25 protein-coding genes, 1 tRNA gene and 1 pseudogene are annotated in these 20092 nt (G+C 57.3%); 11 read left to right on the top strand and 16 right to left on the bottom strand.

Going from position 1 to position 20092, the window contains the following annotated elements; genetic code table 11:
- Nucleotides 1–37: 37 nt before the first annotated feature.
- A complete protein-coding gene (locus AB4O35_RS21105; protein ID WP_065890940.1) occupies nt 38–643 on the bottom strand; it encodes a cysteine hydrolase family protein in 606 nt (201 codons plus the stop codon).
- 216 nt (nt 644–859) lie between these two features.
- Here AB4O35_RS21105 and AB4O35_RS21100 point away from each other — a divergent pair, with 216 nt between their 5' ends.
- The 3 genes from AB4O35_RS21100 to AB4O35_RS21090 all read left to right on the top strand — a co-directional run bounded on the left by AB4O35_RS21100 (nt 860) and on the right by AB4O35_RS21090 (nt 2537).
- Nucleotides 860–1459 (top strand): imm11 family protein, encoded by a 600-nt coding sequence (locus tag AB4O35_RS21100; RefSeq protein ID WP_065872997.1) that lies wholly within the window; start codon nt 860–862, stop codon nt 1457–1459.
- 168 nt (nt 1460–1627) lie between these two features.
- Nucleotides 1628–1825: a hypothetical protein gene (locus AB4O35_RS21095; RefSeq protein WP_065872998.1), complete on the top strand. Its 198-nt coding sequence runs from the start codon at nt 1628–1630 to the stop codon at nt 1823–1825.
- A 625-nt stretch (nt 1826–2450) separates the two neighbouring features.
- Nucleotides 2451–2537 (top strand) — tRNA-Leu (locus AB4O35_RS21090).
- A 430-nt stretch (nt 2538–2967) separates the two neighbouring features.
- Here AB4O35_RS21090 and AB4O35_RS21085 read toward each other — a convergent pair.
- From AB4O35_RS21085 to AB4O35_RS21075, 3 genes are all read right to left on the bottom strand, one after another.
- Entirely contained in the window at nt 2968–3531 is a 564-nt protein-coding gene (locus AB4O35_RS21085) for a hypothetical protein (protein ID WP_065873000.1), read from the bottom strand.
- A 601-nt stretch (nt 3532–4132) separates the two neighbouring features.
- On the bottom strand, nt 4133–4837 hold the full coding sequence (locus AB4O35_RS21080) for a tetratricopeptide repeat protein (protein ID WP_065873001.1): 705 nt from the start codon (nt 4835–4837) through the stop codon (nt 4133–4135).
- A gap of 69 nt (nt 4838–4906) precedes the next feature.
- Entirely contained in the window at nt 4907–5212 is a 306-nt protein-coding gene (locus AB4O35_RS21075) for an NIPSNAP family protein (RefSeq protein ID WP_065873002.1), read from the bottom strand.
- A gap of 36 nt (nt 5213–5248) precedes the next feature.
- Here AB4O35_RS21075 and AB4O35_RS21070 point away from each other — a divergent pair, with 36 nt between their 5' ends.
- From AB4O35_RS21070 to AB4O35_RS21060, 3 genes are all read left to right on the top strand, one after another.
- Nucleotides 5249–5734 (top strand): hypothetical protein, encoded by a 486-nt coding sequence (locus tag AB4O35_RS21070; RefSeq protein WP_225930630.1) that lies wholly within the window; start codon nt 5249–5251, stop codon nt 5732–5734.
- 135 nt (nt 5735–5869) lie between these two features.
- A complete protein-coding gene (locus AB4O35_RS21065; RefSeq protein WP_065873003.1) occupies nt 5870–6109 on the top strand; it encodes a hypothetical protein in 240 nt (79 codons plus the stop codon).
- A gap of 41 nt (nt 6110–6150) precedes the next feature.
- Nucleotides 6151–6564 carry a hypothetical protein gene (locus tag AB4O35_RS21060; RefSeq protein ID WP_065945279.1) on the top strand — a complete coding sequence of 138 codons (414 nt, stop codon included), beginning with the start codon at nt 6151–6153 and terminating at the stop codon, nt 6562–6564.
- Nucleotides 6565–6695: 131 nt separating this feature from the next.
- Here AB4O35_RS21060 and AB4O35_RS21055 read toward each other — a convergent pair whose 3' ends face one another.
- Together AB4O35_RS21055 and AB4O35_RS21050 are read right to left on the bottom strand one after the other, a co-directional pair.
- On the bottom strand, nt 6696–7478 hold the full coding sequence (locus AB4O35_RS21055) for a hypothetical protein (RefSeq protein WP_065945280.1): 783 nt from the start codon (nt 7476–7478) through the stop codon (nt 6696–6698).
- 252 nt (nt 7479–7730) lie between these two features.
- Nucleotides 7731–8012, bottom strand: a complete 282-nt coding sequence (locus AB4O35_RS21050; RefSeq protein WP_065873006.1) for a hypothetical protein — start codon at nt 8010–8012, stop codon at nt 7731–7733.
- Nucleotides 8013–8228: 216 nt separating this feature from the next.
- Here AB4O35_RS21050 and AB4O35_RS21045 point away from each other — a divergent pair.
- Nucleotides 8229–8420 (top strand): annotated as a pseudogene (locus tag AB4O35_RS21045) (GFA family protein); the annotation flags it as partial.
- On the opposite strand, the gene AB4O35_RS21040 reads toward AB4O35_RS21045, so the two are convergent.
- Nucleotides 8392–8919, bottom strand: coding sequence for a DinB family protein (locus tag AB4O35_RS21040; protein WP_065873007.1), 528 nt, complete (start codon nt 8917–8919; stop codon nt 8392–8394). The pseudogene AB4O35_RS21045 and the gene AB4O35_RS21040 overlap by 29 nt on opposite strands.
- Nucleotides 8920–9044: 125 nt before the next feature.
- Between AB4O35_RS21040 and AB4O35_RS21035 the strand changes: the two genes are divergently transcribed.
- The gene (locus AB4O35_RS21035) at nt 9045–9737 is read left to right on the top strand and encodes a tellurite resistance TerB family protein (protein ID WP_065880559.1); all 693 of its coding nucleotides are present in this window, start codon (nt 9045–9047) and stop codon (nt 9735–9737) included.
- A gap of 151 nt (nt 9738–9888) precedes the next feature.
- On the opposite strand, the gene AB4O35_RS21030 is transcribed toward AB4O35_RS21035, so the two are convergent.
- From AB4O35_RS21030 to AB4O35_RS20995, 8 genes are all read right to left on the bottom strand, one after another.
- Nucleotides 9889–10710: a hypothetical protein gene (locus AB4O35_RS21030; protein ID WP_065880558.1), complete on the bottom strand. Its 822-nt coding sequence runs from the start codon at nt 10708–10710 to the stop codon at nt 9889–9891.
- 18 nt (nt 10711–10728) lie between these two features.
- Entirely contained in the window at nt 10729–11076 is a 348-nt protein-coding gene (locus AB4O35_RS21025; protein ID WP_065873010.1) for a DUF2493 domain-containing protein, read from the bottom strand.
- Nucleotides 11077–11141: 65 nt separating this feature from the next.
- A complete protein-coding gene (gene mgtA / locus AB4O35_RS21020; protein ID WP_065945281.1) occupies nt 11142–13856 on the bottom strand; it encodes a magnesium-translocating P-type ATPase in 2715 nt (904 codons plus the stop codon).
- Between the two features lie 727 nt (nt 13857–14583).
- Nucleotides 14584–15195 carry a LysE family transporter gene (locus tag AB4O35_RS21015; protein ID WP_065880556.1) on the bottom strand — a complete coding sequence of 204 codons (612 nt, stop codon included), beginning with the start codon at nt 15193–15195 and terminating at the stop codon, nt 14584–14586.
- A 48-nt stretch (nt 15196–15243) separates the two neighbouring features.
- Nucleotides 15244–15930, bottom strand: coding sequence for an arsenical resistance protein ArsH (gene arsH / locus AB4O35_RS21010; protein ID WP_065873013.1), 687 nt, complete (start codon nt 15928–15930; stop codon nt 15244–15246).
- Nucleotides 15927–16400, bottom strand: a complete 474-nt coding sequence (locus AB4O35_RS21005) for an arsenate reductase ArsC (protein ID WP_065873014.1) — start codon at nt 16398–16400, stop codon at nt 15927–15929. The genes arsH and AB4O35_RS21005 overlap by 4 nt, the downstream gene beginning before the upstream one ends.
- 13 nt (nt 16401–16413) lie before the next feature.
- Nucleotides 16414–17697: an arsenic transporter gene (locus tag AB4O35_RS21000; protein WP_065873015.1), complete on the bottom strand. Its 1284-nt coding sequence runs from the start codon at nt 17695–17697 to the stop codon at nt 16414–16416.
- A 19-nt stretch (nt 17698–17716) separates the two neighbouring features.
- Nucleotides 17717–18073 (bottom strand): metalloregulator ArsR/SmtB family transcription factor, encoded by a 357-nt coding sequence (locus tag AB4O35_RS20995; protein WP_065873016.1) that lies wholly within the window; start codon nt 18071–18073, stop codon nt 17717–17719.
- A gap of 176 nt (nt 18074–18249) precedes the next feature.
- On the opposite strand from AB4O35_RS20995, the gene AB4O35_RS20990 reads away from it, so the two are divergent.
- From AB4O35_RS20990 to AB4O35_RS20980, 3 genes are all read left to right on the top strand, one after another.
- Nucleotides 18250–18465, top strand: a complete 216-nt coding sequence (locus AB4O35_RS20990; RefSeq protein WP_065873017.1) for a hypothetical protein — start codon at nt 18250–18252, stop codon at nt 18463–18465.
- A gap of 71 nt (nt 18466–18536) precedes the next feature.
- On the top strand, nt 18537–19232 hold the full coding sequence (locus AB4O35_RS20985; RefSeq protein WP_065880555.1) for an AzlC family ABC transporter permease: 696 nt from the start codon (nt 18537–18539) through the stop codon (nt 19230–19232).
- Entirely contained in the window at nt 19229–19540 is a 312-nt protein-coding gene (locus AB4O35_RS20980) for an AzlD domain-containing protein (protein ID WP_065945282.1), read from the top strand. The genes AB4O35_RS20985 and AB4O35_RS20980 overlap by 4 nt, the downstream gene beginning before the upstream one ends.
- Before the next feature lie 152 nt (nt 19541–19692).
- On the opposite strand, the gene AB4O35_RS20975 is transcribed toward AB4O35_RS20980, so the two are convergent.
- Nucleotides 19693–19908 carry a hypothetical protein gene (locus tag AB4O35_RS20975; RefSeq protein WP_065873020.1) on the bottom strand — a complete coding sequence of 72 codons (216 nt, stop codon included), beginning with the start codon at nt 19906–19908 and terminating at the stop codon, nt 19693–19695.
- Nucleotides 19909–20092 lie beyond the last annotated feature (184 nt).

Below are 20092 nucleotides of genomic sequence, written 5' to 3'. Positions count from 1 at the left end.
AAGGGGGCGACTGATCAATCAGTCGCCCCCTTTTGGCTTATTTGGCGCTCAACGCCCCGAGAAACGCGGTATGCCGCAATGCCTTCGAAAACATCGGCAACGTGAAGTTTTCAGCGGCCTTTTGTTGCTCATCGGTGAACGTCGCCGTGCAGTCGGTCAAGGTCACTACGTTGTAACCCTTCTCATAGCCTGACCGAACCGTGCCTTCGACGCAGCAATTGGTTAGAAACCCCGCCACCACCAGGTTCTGGATGCCATTGTTGCGCAACACAAGGTCCAGGCCAGTGGTGGCAAAGCCATCCAGCCCGCGCTTGCCTTCCACGAGAATATCGCCGGGCTCACGCGTCACGGCGTCGGTGATCTCGGCACCCCAACTGCCGGTGCGAAAGGCGCTGCCGTCGGCTACCCCCTTGAGAATCCCGTAATCGCGTGTTGTCAGCTCTGGATAGCCCTCGGCGAATTGAATCGGCAGGTGGATGATCTTCACGCCCAGCTTGCGCGCTTGCTGCACGGTGGTTGCGGTGTTGGCCAGCATGTCTGACTGGTGCATCACATCTTTGACTGCGTCATGGAACACGCCACCGGGGGTGGTGAAATCGTTCTGGAATTCGATCAAGACAAGGGCGGTGGCGTGTGGATTCATGGTGAGTCTCCGAATAGGGGAGCAGTTGGTGTTCAGCGCCAATGACTCACCACACGGTGAGTGGGCGACGTCGACGCATAAGATGATGCGTTGGGAGCGTAGAGCCATCTGAGCATACCTGCACCCGTCGGAACAGATTTTTGAGTCACGCTGTCTTAGCGACGTTATCCTTTTAAGCTGCGCTCGGTTAATAAAAAGGGCTGTTGGAGAATACGTGTGAAGTATTACTGGCTCAGGCAGGACATGATGATGGCGGACAAATGGACGCTTGGCGACGTACGGCACGTCAATAACTGGCACTTCAGAGAGCCACCCGTCAATTTCATGGAGCCAGGGACTTACACGTTGGATGTGCGTTTTGAAGGCGCTGAGGCGGACTATTCACTGGCGGGTTATGCCAGTGTGCCGGTGTTGAGTTCAAAGGCCTGTCAGGCGCTGTCTGGGTTGCCGGAAGTGGACGAGCCTTATTGCAATGTCGTATTCGAGCCTGTGCTGATTGCTAATAAAGAAGTCCGGGGTACCTACTTTCTTATGATCATTGAGACACAAATAGACTGTGTCGATGAGCAAAGATCTAACTTCAAGAAGTTCGAACCCAATGACCCTGTCAGACCCGATCTGGCGGGTGAGTATCGAGCATTCACCCGGCTTGTGATTGACCCTGGAAAAATCGGCGATCAGCACATTTTCAGAGTGAAAAAATATTCGGGCGCGATAGTCGTCAGTGAAGAGGTCAAGCACCGGCTGGAGACGGTCGGTGCCGTGGGGATGCTCTTTGAATCCGTGTCGGGTGACGACATAGGTGGGAATGCCTGAAGCACTTGGCCGCACAAGTGATGGTCTAAAACAGTGCGTGTAGGTAGCAGGAGCAATTCATTATCGAGGTACCCGACGTCACCGTTCGTCCAAACCTTGGCACTCGCCGTGACCGGCCCACTCTTATATTTACGCGCGGATGTTCCGAGCCTAGAACGGAGAGCCAGCATGGAAATCGACAGAAATGCCCCCGGGAACATTTCACAGCAGGACGTAACCCGCGGCACAGATAATGAAGCCGGGCATGATCCGAAGCGCGATGAGGACAACATCCCGCTGCCGCCGGACGACGAGGCACCTCTTGAAGAAGATATGTCTGACGTGGATGCTGCCGATTCGGTAGCGAGCGAGCATCCCGACAACTGATCGGCCTCTCAGAACAACAATCCCGACGTTCGCGTCGGGATTGTTGTTTGTACGTTGAGCGCTATGAAACCTCAGTGGCGGAAGGCTTCGGCGGCGGCCTTAAATTCGAAGTGCGGATGTACCTGCCAAGTATCCACAAGCCACTAGCCACAGCGGCCAATACGCCAGATAAGAGCACATCAACCAGGCCTTCTCCGGTCTTCTCGGGTGTTACAAATCTGGAGAGTATTTTCACCCAGGCAGGAACACTCATGTAGACGGTCAGTATCCAGAACACCACGGACGTCGCATAAACCGGTATCGAAAGGGTCATGCGTAGCCGGGCAGGGGCCTTATTCATCAGCAATTACGTCCTTGTTGGTCTGGGAGGGCAGAAGGCTGTGGCGATTACGACCCCCTTGGTGAGTCCATTGCGCGTTGCTTGCATTTTGTTGCGAGGGCGTGAAGATAGCAGAGTGGGCGACGCATCGAGGCACGGGAATCTCAGTTTTTCCTTCGTTATCTTCATCTACATCACTGATCTAACGAGCTTTTTCGCCCGAGTCGTGGTGCAAGAAAGCTGCCTTGCGACCTTGCGCCAACGCGACTGGATCTATATATTCCCAACCCTGCAACACGCGCTGCCGCCCGAATGGCGAAACTGGTAGACGCATGGGACTTAAAATCCCCCGCTCGTAAGGGCGTCCCGGTTCGATTCCGGGTTCGGGCACCATCTAAAATCAAGGGTCTGCGAGCGAAAGCTAATGCAGGCCCTTGTTTGTTTTCGGTCCGCAATTTCAAATGTCGCTCCGCAACTCACTTAGTTGGCGTGACCTTTGAGGGCTTTCACTTCGAGAACTTAGACATTCGCTACACCACGGCCAACCAGCGACATCCAGCATTGCGGTTTCTGTATGTAGAACTCGGCCGCGTCATTGGGGGTGAGGCTGTCCTTGGTTACCAGGCCGCATACTGGTCGCTCGCTGAGAAGCAAAGCAATCAGGTGACCGACATCCGCAAAGCCTATGACGCCGCTATGGGTGAGCGGGACAAGCGCCTGGAAGAGTTGCCCCGTAAGACGGGCACCGCCGCCGCCCAGGCTGCCGACAAGGCTGACGAAGCTCAGCTGAGCAACTCAGTAATCCGAGTCGACAGCCATCAAGCTAACGTTTTGTGCCGTGGGAAAGGCAAGACCGAAGCGATTGTTGGTGCTTTTCAAGTTGGATCATGGCCTCTTCCCGGCGCTCACCCTGTAATGCATGTGACCATGGCGGATTGACCGCCAGTTTTACCTCAATGTCCGCAATAACACGCTGTATTGCCAAACAAGGGTCATTGGCTTTTACGCGGTTCCCTAATTGGGAGTTGAGATTTTTGTACTCCCCAAGCAGATTTGTTAGCTGAGTCAGTTGTTGGTTCGTGGCATGTAGATCTGAGTCGGATCTGTTTAGCTTCAGCTCTAGGTCATGCGCTTTCGCCTGTAGCTGATCAGCTTTCTCAGAAAGGGTCTTCTTTTCAATTTGGAGTTCGGCAATCAGTTTGGCTTGCACCTCGACGGTTGATTGAATTTTTCCGATGTCTACCAATTTTTCTGCGCCATAGCCCACAAGATGAATAAGTGGGACGGCGGCTATCAGGCCGGCCCCGAAGGTGGCGATAGCCCTTAGGAGTATTCGAGGTTTTTTTTCAGAATGATTGAGTTGTTGTGTTCGGGCTGTTTTCTTCATTGGGGAATAAGAATCTTGCTAGGCCAGCCCTTCATTTAGCGACTAAATCACACAGAAGGGCAGATCGTTAGTTAGGAGATGCGCCGCAGGTGAGTGCGGCAGGGGCGGATCACCGAGCTTCAAGTGCTTCTTGAATCTTATCCGCCTAGGAGGAGAGCTTGGAAAACTCTTTTTCCAGATCTACTGATGCATTACCACTTGCCGCGAATGCTGCGATCGTCTCGGGCCAGCTTCGGCTTACTGGTTGTCTTAGCGCTTTGCGAGCTGGTTACCGCGTCGGCTATAGCTGATGTCATGTTCTGCTCCCTGCCATTGAATTGATACCCATCAATACCGGCAACGCGCCGCTATTTCAAGCATCAGAGAGGCGACATGACAACCAAGTAGCCAGACTGGGAGGCGATCGAATGTGTCTACTGGTGCGTGGTTGAAAATGTCAGGGCATATTTTCTAGGTCGTAGAGCCCGATCAGACCGTCATCGCACTTGGTGTGACCCATTCACTTGAAGGTGAGAGTGGACATGGTGTACCCCGGTTGATTGCGCTGTCGCGTTTCCATGTGGTTTAGGCAAATCCTAGGCGTTGTACAGCGCTTAAAGAGTTACTGATGATTTTTTGATACAGTTTTCGCTGTATCTAGCTCGCTTTGTAAGGACCGAAGACGAGCATCATTTGGATATTTTAGTTTTAGCTCGTCCAAGTTTATCTTTGCCTTTGAGTATTGTTCGAGCTTTATTAGGTTTCGCACCAAAACTATTTGAGTTACTCGCCCCGGGGCAATATCAAAAGCCGCTTGATTAAATTCTAGGGCTTTTTTGAAGTCGGTGTACTGTTTACCGTTGTCGCCCATATACAAAAGGCCAAGTACGTTGTTTGCCGAAAGCTGGTGCGGGTCGATTTTGACCGCCTGTTCGAGGCGATCTCGGGCCGAGGGGACTCTGCCTTGCATCAGATCTGCATCCGCCATGTTGACGAGATAGAAATAAGAGTTAACTGGGTAATAAGCCGCTGCTTTTGCCGCATATTCTCCCGAACTCTGGTAGTCACCGGCCTCATAGTAGCTAAGGGATATATACCGTAGGGCTGAAGCCTTTTGTTGATTGGTGGCTGCTGGGTCTGCCTCAATTTTCTTAAAGTTTGCAATGGCTGCAGTGTTATTTCCTAGATCTTGAAGTTCTTGGCTTTGCGCAAACTTGTTTTTTATTTCGTTTTTATGTTCGTTGGTTTTTAGTGCGTCTTGGATTTTATCGCAGCCCAATACAGCTAAGCACAAACAAATAATGAGCGCTATTTTCAATTTTTGCATTTTCTTTCTCGACGTTGCTGGGCGTGCCTGCCTTAGTATAAAAAGCCCTGCGGACCGGGTTTGTTTCTTTCAGTCAAGTACTGGCCGCATGAAGCTTCTCTCCGTACTGACGATAAATCTCTTATCCGCTGCCAGCGCGAAAGTACTAACGCATTCGGGGTCAGTTTTGGACTCCTCGCGATAGCGCTCGTAATCCGCAAGGCTCGGAAAGCTGAAAAGGCAGTAAGCGACGTTGTTTGCGCCTTCAGCGGGGAGGAAATAACCATGATGTGTGCCCCCCATGCGATTGACTATGCGAATCCACAGTCTTGAGTAGTTTTCAAAGGCCGGGATTTGATAGGGGTCAATCTGATACTTCAGATGGCAGGTGATCACGCGAGTCGTCCTTGTCCAGTTTGAATGAGTAGCTTAATGGACATCCATGTGATTGGTAAAACTCGACTAGGTACTGGGTTTTTTGTATCAGCTTTTACGCCTTCCAATCGAAACCCACCGGCGAAAGCGGAAAGATCACAGTTGTTCGTGATTCGGACGCCGTTGGCTCGGGTTGCGACATTGTCGTATACGTCGATGGTCGAAAAGCTGCAAAAATCGGCACCGGGTAGCGCGTCACCTTTTACCTGCCGCCTGGATCGCCGAAATCTAGGCGCTGGCCTGGCGGGCTTAGGTTTGTGCGCAGGAGCTGCAATACGAACCATTGCAGCAACGGTGCAGCCTGGCAAGGAAAGCCTGTACCGCATCAGCGGCGGCATGGCCGGCTTTTACATTGACCCCTATGTCGATTACAACTGGACCAAGAAAACCATGAAGCCGCCCCCGGGCGGTTTTTTATTGCCTGGAGCAAACATGGGCGCAGCACAGAAGCCCGATATCTACGGCACCGAGGGCGGCTCGTAAAAGCCAAAAACTCCAACCGAAGCGCCGGACAATCTTCGCTCTGTAGCGATGGCTAGGCTCCAGTGAAGGGTGGTTGCTGTTGAATGCGTTGACTGCTACAAAACCGGCCCAATGTGCCGCCAAGGACTGTAATCAATGATTCTGCTACTGATGGCTCTTCTGATGCGCGCGGAGGATCCCGTTTATGTCGTCAATGAAGAAAACTGCAAATTTGCACATTTTATTGAGCTACCGAACGACTACAGGAGTCGTCGACTGATGAAGGCGTGCTTTGAAAGCATCAAAGATGAACCCATGCCCACTGGTGGAAATTTGCAGGAAAAGACTGTGCGCCCACTGAAGGAATTCATGGGTATTTCGGTTGATTTACGGTAGCGCACACCCCATGGGGTTTGAATGGGTGAGGATTTATTGCTATGCACCAGATTGTTGAAAGGGCGTTAAACGTGATCGCAGCAGAGAGCAGCGAGCCCGAATACACTGAAGCGTTCAGCGCAGCTCATGCAGTAGCGGTTGAGTTTGGAGAGCAAAATCTGGCCGACCGACTTTTTGCCGATATCCCTGATTCAATCTCTTTCATGGAGGTGGCCCGGCTATTCGACTTTCTTGCATGGCAGGCGGATGACAACGGATCTGCAATGACTCGTACTGCTGAGCGCTGGCTCGTGGAAGGCACAGATCTGCGCAAAATTAAGATCGCGCTAAACCTTGAGGTGTACCCGTTTCCGGATGGGCAAGAGATGTACCGCGTGCTGTCCGATGTGGCTGCATCTCACCCGCAGGCGGCTGATAGATGCCAGCAGCTTATCAATGCTCGGCACAATCGGTAGCACTTGCTCACACAGTCTCATTCGCCTTCCGGCGCCCGGCTATCCCAGCGTAGACAGTCATCACTGATCATCGAGTGGCGATAGCCAGAACCTTCCATGAGTCCATTCGAGATGCATTTTCACACGTTGCGTCAACGAAGGAATCCAATGCAGCTATTGATTGCCGTGCATAAGGTCCCCGCGACAATGCCGATAAAAACGAACACCAATGCACCGTGGCTGAAGTTCATCGGCCACACAAATGGGCTCGCGGATGATGTTGTGATGGCATCCACCAGATTGGGTAGAGCGCTGAATACCCAAATCAACAAACCGGTGATCATGCCTCCGGCGATGTAACGCAGTGGTGACTGCAGGTAACGCTCGGTAAACCACAGAACCGGCCATCCAACCAGCATGCTCAACAGCCCCCCGACCATGAACATCAGGATGAATGCCGGTATGCTCTCGTCCGAACCAGGAAGGTACAACGCCGCGGCCGTTCCTAGTGTTATCGCCCCTGAAAGGGGAACGGCATATACCCAGCCACGCGCTGCATACCGGGTTTCGTCGCTGCCCTCGTACAACCTTTCTATTCCGTAGATTGTGGCGGAAAAAAACAGCCAAAGAGCGATGCCAGAGCCAATCGCCAGCGGAAGGTATTTAAGTGACGCGCCTCCCAGTAGCCAGGCCACCAGCGATTGTATAAGGGCGTTAAGAAGATTGCGGCCATTGGAGCTTGCACCGTTCGCGTCACTACGCAGTAGTAAGGGAATGCCAAATACAACCCCAACGACGGTTCCAAACAGAAACCCAGAGAACAACATCGACTCATTCCAACCTTGGGTCATGCATCGAGCGGTAGCGCAGATAATCCCTGCACACAACGGTACTGAAACCAGCCGGAGCTCTTGTTCCTTTTTCTTGAGCTTCACGAGACCTCCTAAAGGTCGCTTAGTGGATAGGCCGGATCAGACCAGGCGCGCACTCCACGCCAGCCTCAGCCTCGCACTTCGTAGAAGTGGCTCAGTGCTATCCGCTCCGGCAGTTTGGCTAACTGAGGGGGCCTCCATGAATCACACCGGTAATGGGAGGGGCTACACCGAATACTACGAAACAGTGTGGCACAGTGATGATCGACTAACACCCAAGAGCCCCGGTTTTGCCGGGGCTCTTGTTTGTGTGGCTTATACGAAGGGCTGACCGCTGAAGCCCCGTGGCAAACGCTGCAAACCGGGCAGGTCGGTGAGGCGTTGCGTCCACGCGCTTCGCCAGTCGATCACGGTGCGGGTCTTGGCGTTACGATTGGCGCGGCGGGCAGCGTTGCGCTGGGTGCGGCGCGCTTCTTTGTAGGCTTCGGTGTTGCGGCAGGTACGGCACTTGACTCGGTTCAGCTCGACGCTGGAAGGGAGGTTGGTGCCGTGGTGGCCACAGGCTAAATGACCTGCGACCTTGAAGTGAATGACCATGTAAGCGTCTCCTTCTTGGGGTACGCGCATCGGTAGACTCACAATGCGCGCGGGGAGGGCGGGGGCAGCAAAAGTCCCGACACCTAAGGTTACGACCCCAGTTACGCAGCAGCGTTCGGTTGTGGGGCTGGCCTGTTCAACTCTGCGTCCGGACGCTAACCTGCCACGCTACCCATCAATAAATGGAAGCAATGATGAGCGTCGATACCCTGCCATAACGTACGCGCGGCCTTGTTGGATAATGCCAGCGCTTATGTACCCTTCATGGAGACCTGGACCCGCGAGAAATTGCCTTGGGCATCCACCCCGGCCGTTGAAAGCTTTGCGCAGTTGCCGGAGCCCTCGGCGTTCCCGCGCTTGATGCAGGCGTACGCCGAATTCAGTCGATCAACGCCAGCAAATCCGTAGTGCCCACATCCAGCCCCGCCTGGCTCAGCAAGGTGGTTGCCTGGCCCCGGTGGTGGGTCTGGTGATTGAAAAAGTGCACCAGCAAGCTGAAGCAGTTTTTATCGGCGGCCACACCGCGCATGTTGCGGTAATGCAGGCGCTGATCCAGGTCGGGCGCCTGTACGGTGTGCGCCCAGTCGAGGATGAGTTGATCCAGCCAGGCTCGATGGGCGGCGAGTTCACGGACGTTGGCAAAGGCCAGCTGCGTCAAATCAACAGGTGTGGCAACCGCGTTCAGCGGAGCCAGTGCCGCATAGCCAGCAGGATGCAAGGCAAAGCGCTTGAGCCAAACGGTGTCGCCTAATACCAGGTGGTTCAACGTACCGAGAATCGAGCCGAAAAACGCCTTGCGGTCCATAAGCAACTCCGCGTCCGACAGCGTGCCGGCCGCTTCGTAGAGTTTGCGGTTCATCCACTGGTTGTAGCGGGCCATCAGCACGACATGCTCAATCCGGTTCACTTGGGTTTTCTCTCAGAGGCACGGTGACGCCATGATAGGCCGTGCCCGCCCGGCGGTCATGGTGTTACGGCAGGGGCGGGCTATGGTTGTTAGACGCCAACACTGCGCCCTGGGAGGGTGAGATCATGAACACCAGCGACTTACTGGAACAACTGCTGCGCGCCGGGCAAGGGGGCAGTACCTCCTCGGGCGGCGGTTTGGGCGGACTGCTCGGCGGCTTATTGAAAGGCACCCGCACCGGCAATGCCTCGGCCGGTGGTGGCTTGGGTGGGTTGTTGGGTGGGCTTGGCGGCATGTTGGGCGGTGCCGCTGGCGCTCGTCCTGCCCAGGGACGTGCTGGCGGGATGAACTACGCGGCGCTGGCTTCCTTGGGCATGGCGGCGTTCCAGGCCTACCAAGCCTGGCAACGCCAGCAAGGCAGTGCTCCGCAGCAAGCCTTCCAGACGGTCGACCAGCTTGACGGCCCCGCAGCCGAAGCCCACAGCCATGCTGTTTTGCGTGCGTTGATCGCCGCCGCAAAAGCTGATGGCCATATCGATGAAAAAGAGCAGCAACTGATTTCCAGTGAACTGGGCCGGCATACCGACGATCCGCAACTGCAAGCGTGGCTCGATGCTGAAGTCGCCAAGCCCCTGGATGCTGCGGATTTCGCCGAGTTCGCCAGCGACCCGGCAGTGGCGGCGGAGGTTTACCTGGCCAGTGTGATGCTGGTGGACGATCAGCAGGACGCCGAACGCAATTACCTGGACGACTTGGCAGGTCAACTGCAAATCGACCCTCAATTGCAGCTGCACTTGGAGCAACAGGCCAAGGCCTGATTGATCTGCGAACCTCCGGTCGAAGTAGGATGAATGTGGGAGCTGGCTTGCCTGCGATAGCGGTACGCCAGTCAACATTTGCAGTGACGGACACACTGCTATCACAGGCAAGCCAGCTCCCACATTTGATCTCTGAGGGTCTTAAAAGGTGCTAGAAGCGCAGCGTGGCTCCAGTGGTCAGCCATTGGTCTCGTTCGCCGACCAGGCTGCGCCCGACCACCAGGTCTACATCGACCAGCTCGCCGAGGTGAAACCGGGGCCCGGCCTGCCATGCCTGATCGCCACCCTCCTGGCCGTAGCGTTCGGCGATCACCGTCATTAACGGCGCGACCTGGTACTCCAGACCAGTGCCCCAAGTCAGGCGGTGTTTCTGATCGCCTTCGTTGTAGGCATGCGACCAACCGGCATTCAGGTTCACCCGCAGGGGCGCCAGCGGTTGCCACGTCAACGGGATGTTGAAGTCTGCACCCTCAAAAGCGTGTCGGCGATCCAGTGCAACGTGCGCACCGGCAGACACGGCCATTTCCAGCCCCAGGTCTTCCCGCGACAGTACCTGCGCCTTGAGCTGCGGGCCCACCTGCGTTTCGCTTTTGCCTGCGCTGGTCGCGCGTGACAGCGCCGCGCCCCATTGCACCGAAGGCATGGCGGCAAAGGTGCAGGCCGGCGACAGTGTTTCATTATGCGTACTGCCATCGTGTCGATTGGCGGTGTACCAGGCGTCGACGTTGCAGGTGCCTGGCGCATTGATCGCGCCGTCGTCGACCCCATACGCGCCGCCGGCTGCGTTGGCCTTGGACAGCAAGGCAATCATTAACAGAACGCCCAGGGTCAGCCCTATAAACATCAGGTTGCGCTGCAATGCGCGCCGCTTGGCCGGCGGCAATAGCAACAAGGTCTGGCGTGCGCCTCGGTAGTGACGCGCACGGTATTTGGCGAACCCATCCTGGCGCGCCGGGGTGTGTTTCTTGTGCATGATGCACCTCGCTTGAATTCAGCTTTCTACGGTCAGCACCGAAATGCCACTGGCTTTGGCCTGGCAGACCAGCTCGGACGTGTCGTCACCACCCGGCAGGGCGATGACCACGTCAGGGCGGCTGTCGGTAAGCATGAAATGGTTGCGCTGGCGTTCCGCCTGCTTGCCGTGGCGTTGCCAGTTGGGCGGGTAGCGCACCACGTCAATGCCCAGTTCCCGCGCCCACTCCTCAATCTCGCTGCCGAGGAATTGGTTGCCGCCGTGGATCAGTACCTGCACCGGGCGCAGGCGGTGGTAGGCGTCCAGCACTTGGCGGGACAGTCGGGTGTCGGCGTAATGACGACCTGCACAGATCAAGACGCGCATAAGGTCTTTCCTTTTAGTGCACGGTGGCGGCCGGGCGGCCGCCACCGTTTAAACGGCGGGGGCGATCAGTACCACTGCTTGAAGCGGCGGATGTAGATCGTCTTCATCAGTTGGGCTACGCAGCAGTAGCTGAGCAGGGTGCCGACCAGCCATGGGAAGTACGCCAGCGGCAGCGGTTGCAGGCCTACCAGCGTGCCCAGCGGCGAGAACGGTACGTAGATCCCCAGCGCGATCACCACACCGGTCATCATCAACACCGGCCAGGCGGCGGTGCTCTGGAAAAACGGGATCTTGCGAGTGCGCAGCATGTGCACCACCAGGGTTTGCGAAAGCAGACCCTCGATAAACCAGCCGGACTGGAACAGGGTCTGCATTTCCACGCTGTTGGCGGCGAACACGTACCACATCAGCGCAAAGGTGGTGATGTCAAAGATCGACGAGGTCGGCCCGATCCAGAGCATGAAGCGACCGATGTTTTTCGCATCCCACTTGCGCGGCTTGGCCAGGTATTCCTTGTCCATCTTGTCCCACGGCAGGGCCAGCTGGGAGATGTCGTACATCAGGTTTTGCAGCAGCAGGTGGATCGACAGCATCGGCAGGAAGGGGATGAACGCACTGGCCACCAACACCGAGAACACGTTGCCGAAGTTGGAGCTGGCGGTCATGTTCAGGTACTTCATGATGTTGCCGAACGTTTCGCGTCCCTTGAGCACACCTTCCTCCAGTACCATCAGGCTCTTTTCCAGCAGGATGATGTCGGCCGACTCTTTGGCAATGTCCGTCCCGCTGTCCACCGAGATCCCCACGTCGGCATCGCGCAGTGCCGGTGCGTCATTGATCCCGTCACCGAGGAAGCCCACGGTGTGGCCGTTGGCTTGCAGCGCCTTGAGTACCCGGGATTTTTGTAGCGGTGTCAGTTTCGCGAACACCGTGCGTTCTTCCACGCGACGTTGCAGGGTGGCATCGTCCATCGCTTCGATGTCGGTACCGAGCAGCGGCTGGCCTGGATCGAGGCCGACCTGACGGCAGATCTTGCTGGTGACCACGGCGTTGTCGCCGGTCAGCACTTTGACCGCCACGCCAATCTGTTGCAGCGCCGCAATCGCCGGGCCGGCAGTTTCCTTAGGTGGATCGAGAAAGGTCAGGAAGCCCTGGATCACCAGGTTGCGCTCATCGGCGGTGGTGTACTGCTGGCGCGCCAACGATTTCGGGATGTGACGGGTGGCCACCACCAGCACACGGAATCCGTCTTCGTTATAGTCATTGGCAAGCGCCAGCAATTCTTCACGGCGGCGCTCATCCAGCGGTACGGCTTTGCCTGCCTCCATCACGTGAGTGGAAATACCCAGCATCTCTTCCACGGCGCCCTTGCACACCAGCAGTTGATCGTCGGCCGCATCCTTGACCACGATCGACAGGCGACGGCGGACAAAGTCGAACGGCAATTCATCGACCTTGCTGTAGGCAAATGGCGCCTGGAACTTCGGATTCTGCTCCGAGAATTGCACCACGGCCTGGTCCATCAGGTTCTTCATGCCGCTTTGGTGGTAGCTGTTCAGCCAGGCCAGGGACAGCACCGCGTCATCACGCTGGCCAGAGGCGTTGACGTGATGCTCGAGGATGATCTTGTCCTGGGTCAGCGTGCCGGTCTTGTCGGTGCACAGCACGTCCATGGAGCCAAAGTTCTGGATCGCGTTGAGGCGCTTGACCACCACTTTGCGCTTGGCCATGGCGGTGGCGCCCTTGGCCAGGTTGGCGCTGACGATCATCGGCAGCATTTCCGGCGTAAGGCCTACGGCAACTGCGAGGGCAAACAGGAAGGCATCGCCCCAGTCACCCTTGGAGAAGCCATTGAGGAAGAACACGATCGGCACCATCACCAGCATGAAGCGGATCAGCAACCAACTGACGCTGTTCACCCCACGGTCGAAGGCGGTTTGCACCCGCGACCCCACAATTGCCTTGGCCAGGGAGCCAAAGTAGGTGCGTGGTCCGGTGGCGACCACCACGGCCGTGGCACGGCCGCTGACCACGTTGGTGCCCATGAAGCAGATGTTGGGCAGGTCCAGCAGGTTGGCCTGGTCGGCAGCCACTGGCGCGGCGGATTTGTGCGTGACATCACCCAGTGTGTCGTACTTCTCTACCGGCAAGGCTTCGCCGGTCAGCACTGCCTGGCTGATAAACAGGTCGCGGGATTCGATCAGGCGGATATCGGCCGGGATCATGTCGCCGGCTGAGAGTTGTACGATATCGCCGGCCACCAGCTCGCGCATCGGCACTTCGCGCAGGGTGGGTTGGGTGCCTACTTGCTCACGGCGCAGCACGGTGGCGGTGGTGCGAACCATGGCTTTCAAGGCTTCGGCGGATTTCGCCGAGCGGTGTTCCTGCCAGAACCGCAGCAGGCTGCTGAGCAACACCATGGTCATGATGATGATGACTTTGGTCGGGTCGGCCTCTTCGCCGTCCTGCATCGGCAGCCAGCAATCAGTGAAGAAGCTGATGCCGGCCAGGGTCAGCAGTACGTAGATAAACGGGTTGTTCAGTGCCTGCAGGAACTGCACGATGGCGTGAGGCGGCTTGTCATGGGCGACTTCGTTGTGGCCTTCCCGTTGCAGCCGGGCAGAGGCGTCCAATTCGGTCAGGCCGTCCCGGGTGGCACGCACGTTCGCCAGGGTGGCCGACAGGCCGTTGTGCGCTTCGCGGGCGGCTCGCATTGACAATTTAGTGTCGGCGTCAGTGCGATTTTTCTTGTGCAGAGGCGTGTTTTTTACGGCGCTCATTGTCTGTACTCCTGTCGCCAATTCTCGACAAAACATACCCGGTACTTACCTGAAGACAGGCGAGCGAAAGCATGCCGAGTCGCTAACTTCGCGATCGGGTAAAATAAAGTGCTTATATATGTTTTGCTGGTGCGTTAATTAACTTGCGCGCAGCGAACTACAACTGGAAGTGTTCATGGCGAACCCCAGGGTATTCATCAGGAAGTTGCTGTTTTCAGCCGGTTTAAGCGGCGCGAGCGCTCACGTTAAGACCGGGGCTGAAAACCTTCGGTCTCTGTGGGTCTTGAGGGGAGGGTGTGACAATCGCCGCGCGGGAGGGCGGGAAATCGACGCGCACACGGCGTGGCGTGGCCCGCAGGGCGGCGGCCGGCGTGCGCAGATCAGGCAAAACAAAGCATTGGAAGGTCATAAAACACCTCGGGACCGGACGGGCGACCGGCGAGGCAGTTACGGTGGAGCATCGAGCTCTAGCGCAGCTTACCGGACCGTGAGGCGAGTCCTGTCATGTTCTGGGTTTGGCGCCCGATGCCCGCTAACACGGTGCACGGACAGCGACTAGATACTGTGTCCATTGGCTTCTTTAGTGAGGTTTAAAAAAAGGCCCCAGTTGCGGGCACGGGCAATCTACTCAGGCGGTTACAAAATGTCAATGCATGATTAATTAAATGAACCGATGTTCAGAGTTTATTCAGGCAGACAGCCCGTGTAAGTTGTCGGCTCTATAACTTCATATTCCTTGCGCGGCCAGAACTGCCAGATAGATCAATACCACGCCGCAAGTGCCGTAACTGATGCGCTGCCACAACGGTGATGCGTTCTTGCGCAGCACGTTGACCAGCGCAGCAATCAGAAAGCACGACAACACCGACGCCAGCATGAACCCGGCGAAAAACATCAAGGTTTGCCCATGACTGGGCGTGGCGCCGACGATGCCCGACAACGCGCTGCCCAGCGCGCCCCAGTAAACAATATTCTTCGGGTTGGCCAGTGAGATCGCTGCGCCGACCGCCAGCGCATTTTGCCGAGTGCTGGCGGGTGCGTCGTCTGATTCAGGCAGCTTCCAGGCATCGATCAGGCTGCGCACGCCCAGCCAGGCGAGGTACACCGCACAGACTACCGTCAGCGGCACGCGCACGGCGTCATGCTGGATCAGCAGGGCGATCCCGGTCAGGCCGATCACCGCCCACACCGCGTCGCCGACCAGCGACCCAACCTGCACCAGAAGGGCCGGCGTGAAGCCATGGAGCAAACCACGGCGCAGGGTCTCCGCCAGCACGGCGCCGGGAGAGAGGCAAAACACAAAACCGAATATCAGTGCGTAGAAAAAGATCGTCAGCATGCCCGCGTCCTTTCAGGAAAGTGCCAGAGCATACGCGGGAAGGGGGGATCAGATCGACCGTTGGTTGAGACGCTGCGACAGTTCGTCAGCACTTTCCTTGCGCTCCGAATAACGGTCTACCAGGTCCGGGCGATCGCGCAGCAGTAGCGTGAACTTGACCAGTTCTTCCATCACATCGACCACGCGGTCGTACAGGGCGGAAGGTTTCATACGGTCTTGATCGTCAAACTCCATGAACGCCTTGGGTACCGAGGATTGATTGGGGATAGTGAACATACGCATCCAACGGCCCAATACGCGCAGTTGGTTCACGGTATTGAAGGATTGCGAACCGCCGGACACTTGCATCACCGCCAGGGTTTTACCCTGGGTCGGGCGCACTGCGCCAAGGGCCAGCGGCACCCAGTCGAGCTGCGCCTTGAACACGGCCGACATCGAGCCGTGACGTTCCGGTGAACACCACACTTGGCCTTCGGACCACTTCATCAGCTCCAGCAGTTCCCGCACTTTGGGGTGATCACTCGGTGCATCATCGGGCAGAGGCAAGCCGCTGGGGTTGAAGATGCGCGTTTGTGCGCCGAAGTGCTGCAACAGGCGTGCTGCTTCTTCCACCAGCAGGCGGCTGAACGAGCGTTCGCGGGTCGAGCCGTAGAGCAGCAGGATGCGCGGCGGATGCGTCGAACCGCTACGCAGTGGCGCTGAAAGGGTGATATCGAGATTGGGCAGTGTGGTCATGAAAGCACCGCAATACGGTCGAGTTCCACCTTCAAGTCGGCAGGGCTGAGGCGGTCAAAAGGCACGGCGAAAAATGCCCGGCAGCGTGTGGCAATGATCGCCAGCGTGGCGTCAAATGCAGCTTGGACATTTGTGTCGTCGCCTTGAACATCGGAGGGGTCCTCCAACCCCCAATGCGCCTTCACCGCCGGCCCGAAGTACACCGGGCACGCTTCGCCCGCAGCTTTGTCGCACACGGTAATCACCAAGTCCGGTGGGCTGCCCGCAAAGGCGTCATTGCCTTTGCTGTACAAGCCTTCAGTGCTGATACCCGCTGCCTGCAGCGTACTGAGGCTGCGTGGCAGGACCTGGCCCTTCGGAAAGCTGCCGGAACTGATCGCCTCAAAACCGTGCGGTGCCAGATGGTTGAACACAGCCTCGGACAAAATGCTGCGGCAGCTGTTGGCGGTACACATGAACAGGACTTTCATTGCGGTATCTCCTTCAAAGACTCAGGCGCAAGGCGAGGGCGGCAAGGGTGATCAGCAGCACCGGCAGGGTCAGCACGATCCCGACTTTGAAGTAGTAACCCCAGGTAATCGTGATGCCTTTGCGTGCCAGAATGTGCAGCCACAGCAAGGTAGCCAGGCTGCCGATGGGAGTGATCTTCGGGCCCAGGTCGCTGCCGATCACGTTGGCGTAGATCATCGCGTCCTTGACCACGCCCACGGCATGGCTGGACTCGATGGACAGCGCGCCGATCAACACCGTCGGCAAGTTGTTCATCGCCGAGGACAGCAGCGCCGTCAGCACACCCGTGCCCATCGCCGCGCCCCACACGCCGTAAGTGGCGAAGGTATCGAGCCAGGTTGCGAGGTAGGTGGTGAGGCCGGCGTTTCGCAGTCCGTAGACCACCAGGTACATGCCTAAGGAAAAGATCACGATTTGCCACGGTGCTTCTTTCAGCACTTTGCGCGTGGAGATCGTGTGGCCCTTGGCGGCGATGACCAGCAGGAGCACGGCGCATACGGCGGAAATCGCGCTGATGGGAATGCCCAGCGGCTCCAGGGCAAAGCAACCGACCAACAGAATGCCCAACACCCACCAGCCGGCGCGGAAGGTGGCGCGGTCGTGGACGGCACTGGCGGGATCTTCTAGGTCGGCCGGGTCGTAGGTTTGCGGGATATCGCGGCGGAAGAACCACATCAGCACCGCCAGCGTGGCCGCGACGCTGACGAAGTTGACCGGCACCATCACGGCGGCGTATTCGTTGAAACCGATCTTGAAGTAATCCGCCGAGACGATATTCACCAGGTTCGAGACCACCAGCGGCAGGCTCGCCGTGTCGGCGATAAAGCCTGCGCCCATGACGAATGCCAGGGTCGCCGCCGGGGAGAAGCGCAGGGCCAACAGCATCGACATCACGATCGGCGTGAGAATGAGCGCCGCGCCGTCATTGGCGAACAGCGCCGAGACCAATGCGCCGAGCAACACCATATAGGCAAACAAACGCCGGCCGCGCCCACGCCCCCAGCGTGCTACATGCAGGGCGGTCCAGGCAAAGAACCCGGCCTCGTCGAGCAACAGGCTGATGATGATCAGTGCGACAAAGGTCCCTGTGGCATTCCAGATGATGTGCCACACCACCGGAATATCCGCCAGGCTGACCACGCCAGAGGCCAGGGCCAGGATGGCGCCCAGGGTTGCGCTCCAGCCAACGCCCAGGCCCTTGGGTTGCCAGATGACCAATACGATGGTGAAGATAAAAATCGCGAGTGCGACAAGCATGAATAAACGCTCCGAGGATTCAGCAGCAGGTGCTGGCCCGTTGTGGTCTGTCGCCCATTGCATCCAGACGCTGTGCGTCGCTGTGCAACCAGGGCCGGTTGGCTTGCAGGGTGGTGTGCAGCACGGTGGTCACCCAGTCGGGTAATGCCGGGTTGATGCGGTAGTAAATCCATTGGCCTTGGCGACGGTCCAGCAGCAACCCGGCACTGCGCAGTTGCGCCAGGTGGCGGGAGATTTTTGGCTGGCTGTCGTCCAAGGCATGGATCAGTTCGCACACGCAAAGTTCGCCTTCACGCAGGATTAATAACGTCAGGCGTGCCCGGGTGGTATCGGCCAGGCATTTGAACAGGGTGGGTGGGGAGATGGAGTCCAGCATGGCCAAGGCCCTGTATATATGGTTATCCGAATATACGTATTTTCATATGTAACGGTCAAATCCTGTTTCAATTGATATGGATCAAATGCCTTGAAATCCGCCACAAGTGTTTGAAATTAAAATGAAACATGAATGTCCTAAAGTGCCTCCCCATTGCTGATGAAGGAAGAACCTGCGTGACCCGTGCCACTCGCAACCTGCGCAAGACCCTGGATTCCGTCGCGGAAAATAACGAAACCGCGGCCTTCGACTTGATGCGTGCCGTCGAAAAACTCGGCGATGAAGTGCTGCGCCAACGCTTGCTCAACACCATTCACCGGCTTAACCAGGACGCCCATGAACTGCGCGAAGCGCGCGATTCGGTGGGGCCGGTGTCGGTAAGGCTGGCCTGAGCAAGATCGTTCAAGACAAGCTCCTGGTTGCGCTGGCATGCTTGTCGACTGTCTGTCGATGAGCCGTTTCCATGCCCACTGCCTTGCCTCATTACGCCTTCGCTCGCGGCGCCATCGCCGTCATTCCCTTGTCCCTGGCCTGCGCGCCGTGGGGACTGCTTGCCGGTTCGATGGCCATCGATGCACAGTTCACCCCGTTGCAAGCCCAGGGTTTGTCCGCCATCGTGTTTGCCGGCGCTGCGCAACTGGTCGCCATCGGTATGGTCAAGAGTGGCGCCAGCCTGATTTCCATCGTGCTGACCACCTTGCTGCTGACGTCCCAGCATTTGCTGTACGGCATGCATTTGCGCCCAATCCTGTCGCCCCTCAAGACCCGCTGGCGCATGAGCCTGGGCTTTCTGTTGACCGACGAATTCTTCGCACTGGTCAGCCATTTTGACCGCGAGACCTTCAACCGCTGGTACGCCCTGGGCGTCGGCCTGACGTTCTATATCATCTGGAACCTGTTCACACTGGCCGGTATCGTGCTCGGCAAAAGCATTCCCGGCCTTGATCAACTGGGGCTGGAGTTTTCCATCGCCGCCACGTTTATCGCGTTGATTACGCCGGTGGTGCGTGACATCCCCACGGTGGTCTGCGTGGCCGTGTCGTTGCTGTTTTCGGTGTGCTTGAGCTTTCTGCATTGGGAGTCGGCGGTGGTGGTGTCCGGCGTGTTGGGCATGAGCGCGGGGTACGCCTGCAAGCGACTGGGAGTAGGGCAGCAATGATCTACATCATGGTTGTGGCCATGGGCCTGGTGGTATTTCTCAACCGTTACCTGTTTATCGAGCCGCGCCTGCCGGTGCGCCTCAACCGTGGCGCGCGGGAGTTTCTCGGGTTCGCCGTGCCTGGCATGCTCACGGCGATTTGCGGGCCGATCATTTTCCTGGCCGACCATCAACTCAACCTCAGTCCGGCCAACCCTTACCTGCTGGCGGGGCTCAGCGCGGTGGCGTTGATGTTCTGGACACGCAATGTGTTGATCACTGTGCTGTTGAGCATGGCGTTGTTCTACCTGTTCCGCTGGTTGCTTTAATCCCCGGACGAAAAAAAGCCCGCGGGAGGGCGGGCAGAAGGGAGACTTCTAACAATGAGCATGGCCAATATAGGCAGCACAGGCTCCCTTCACAGTGAAACTAAATTCATGCTGCACACAGCAAGGCAGCCCGATTGGGCTGCCCGGGCGCATCAGCTTTTTGCGTTGAGCTTGCGCAGTTCTTCATAGGTGGCCGACTGGACGAACCAGAAGCCGGAAATGATGCACCACGTCAAAGTACCGCCCACCAATACCGCCAGGCCCGACAAAAAGCTTGCACTGAACATCGTCACCAAACCCATCAGCCAGACGAAGGCCAGTGCGATGTAGAGAACGGAGTTGTTGACGCTGATGACGAAATCTTTCATGACGCTTCCTTGTAGAGGGTATCCCGTTGATCTCCTCAGTGAGATCAACCGCGGCATCATAATGCCATGTGTCGGGAGGCGCCACCTTCAAGCACCCCGCCAGGTGGGCGTGCTCCCACCCTTGACCGTACGCTCGCCCTCGAGGATGCAGCGAATTCGCTTTTAGGCGCGTGCGTGACGTAAT

It is taken from the genome of Pseudomonas sp. H1_A03, from assembly GCF_054685145.1.
Note: the sequence above shows the minus strand (reverse complement) of the source record. Positions and strands in the feature narration are given on the sequence as shown.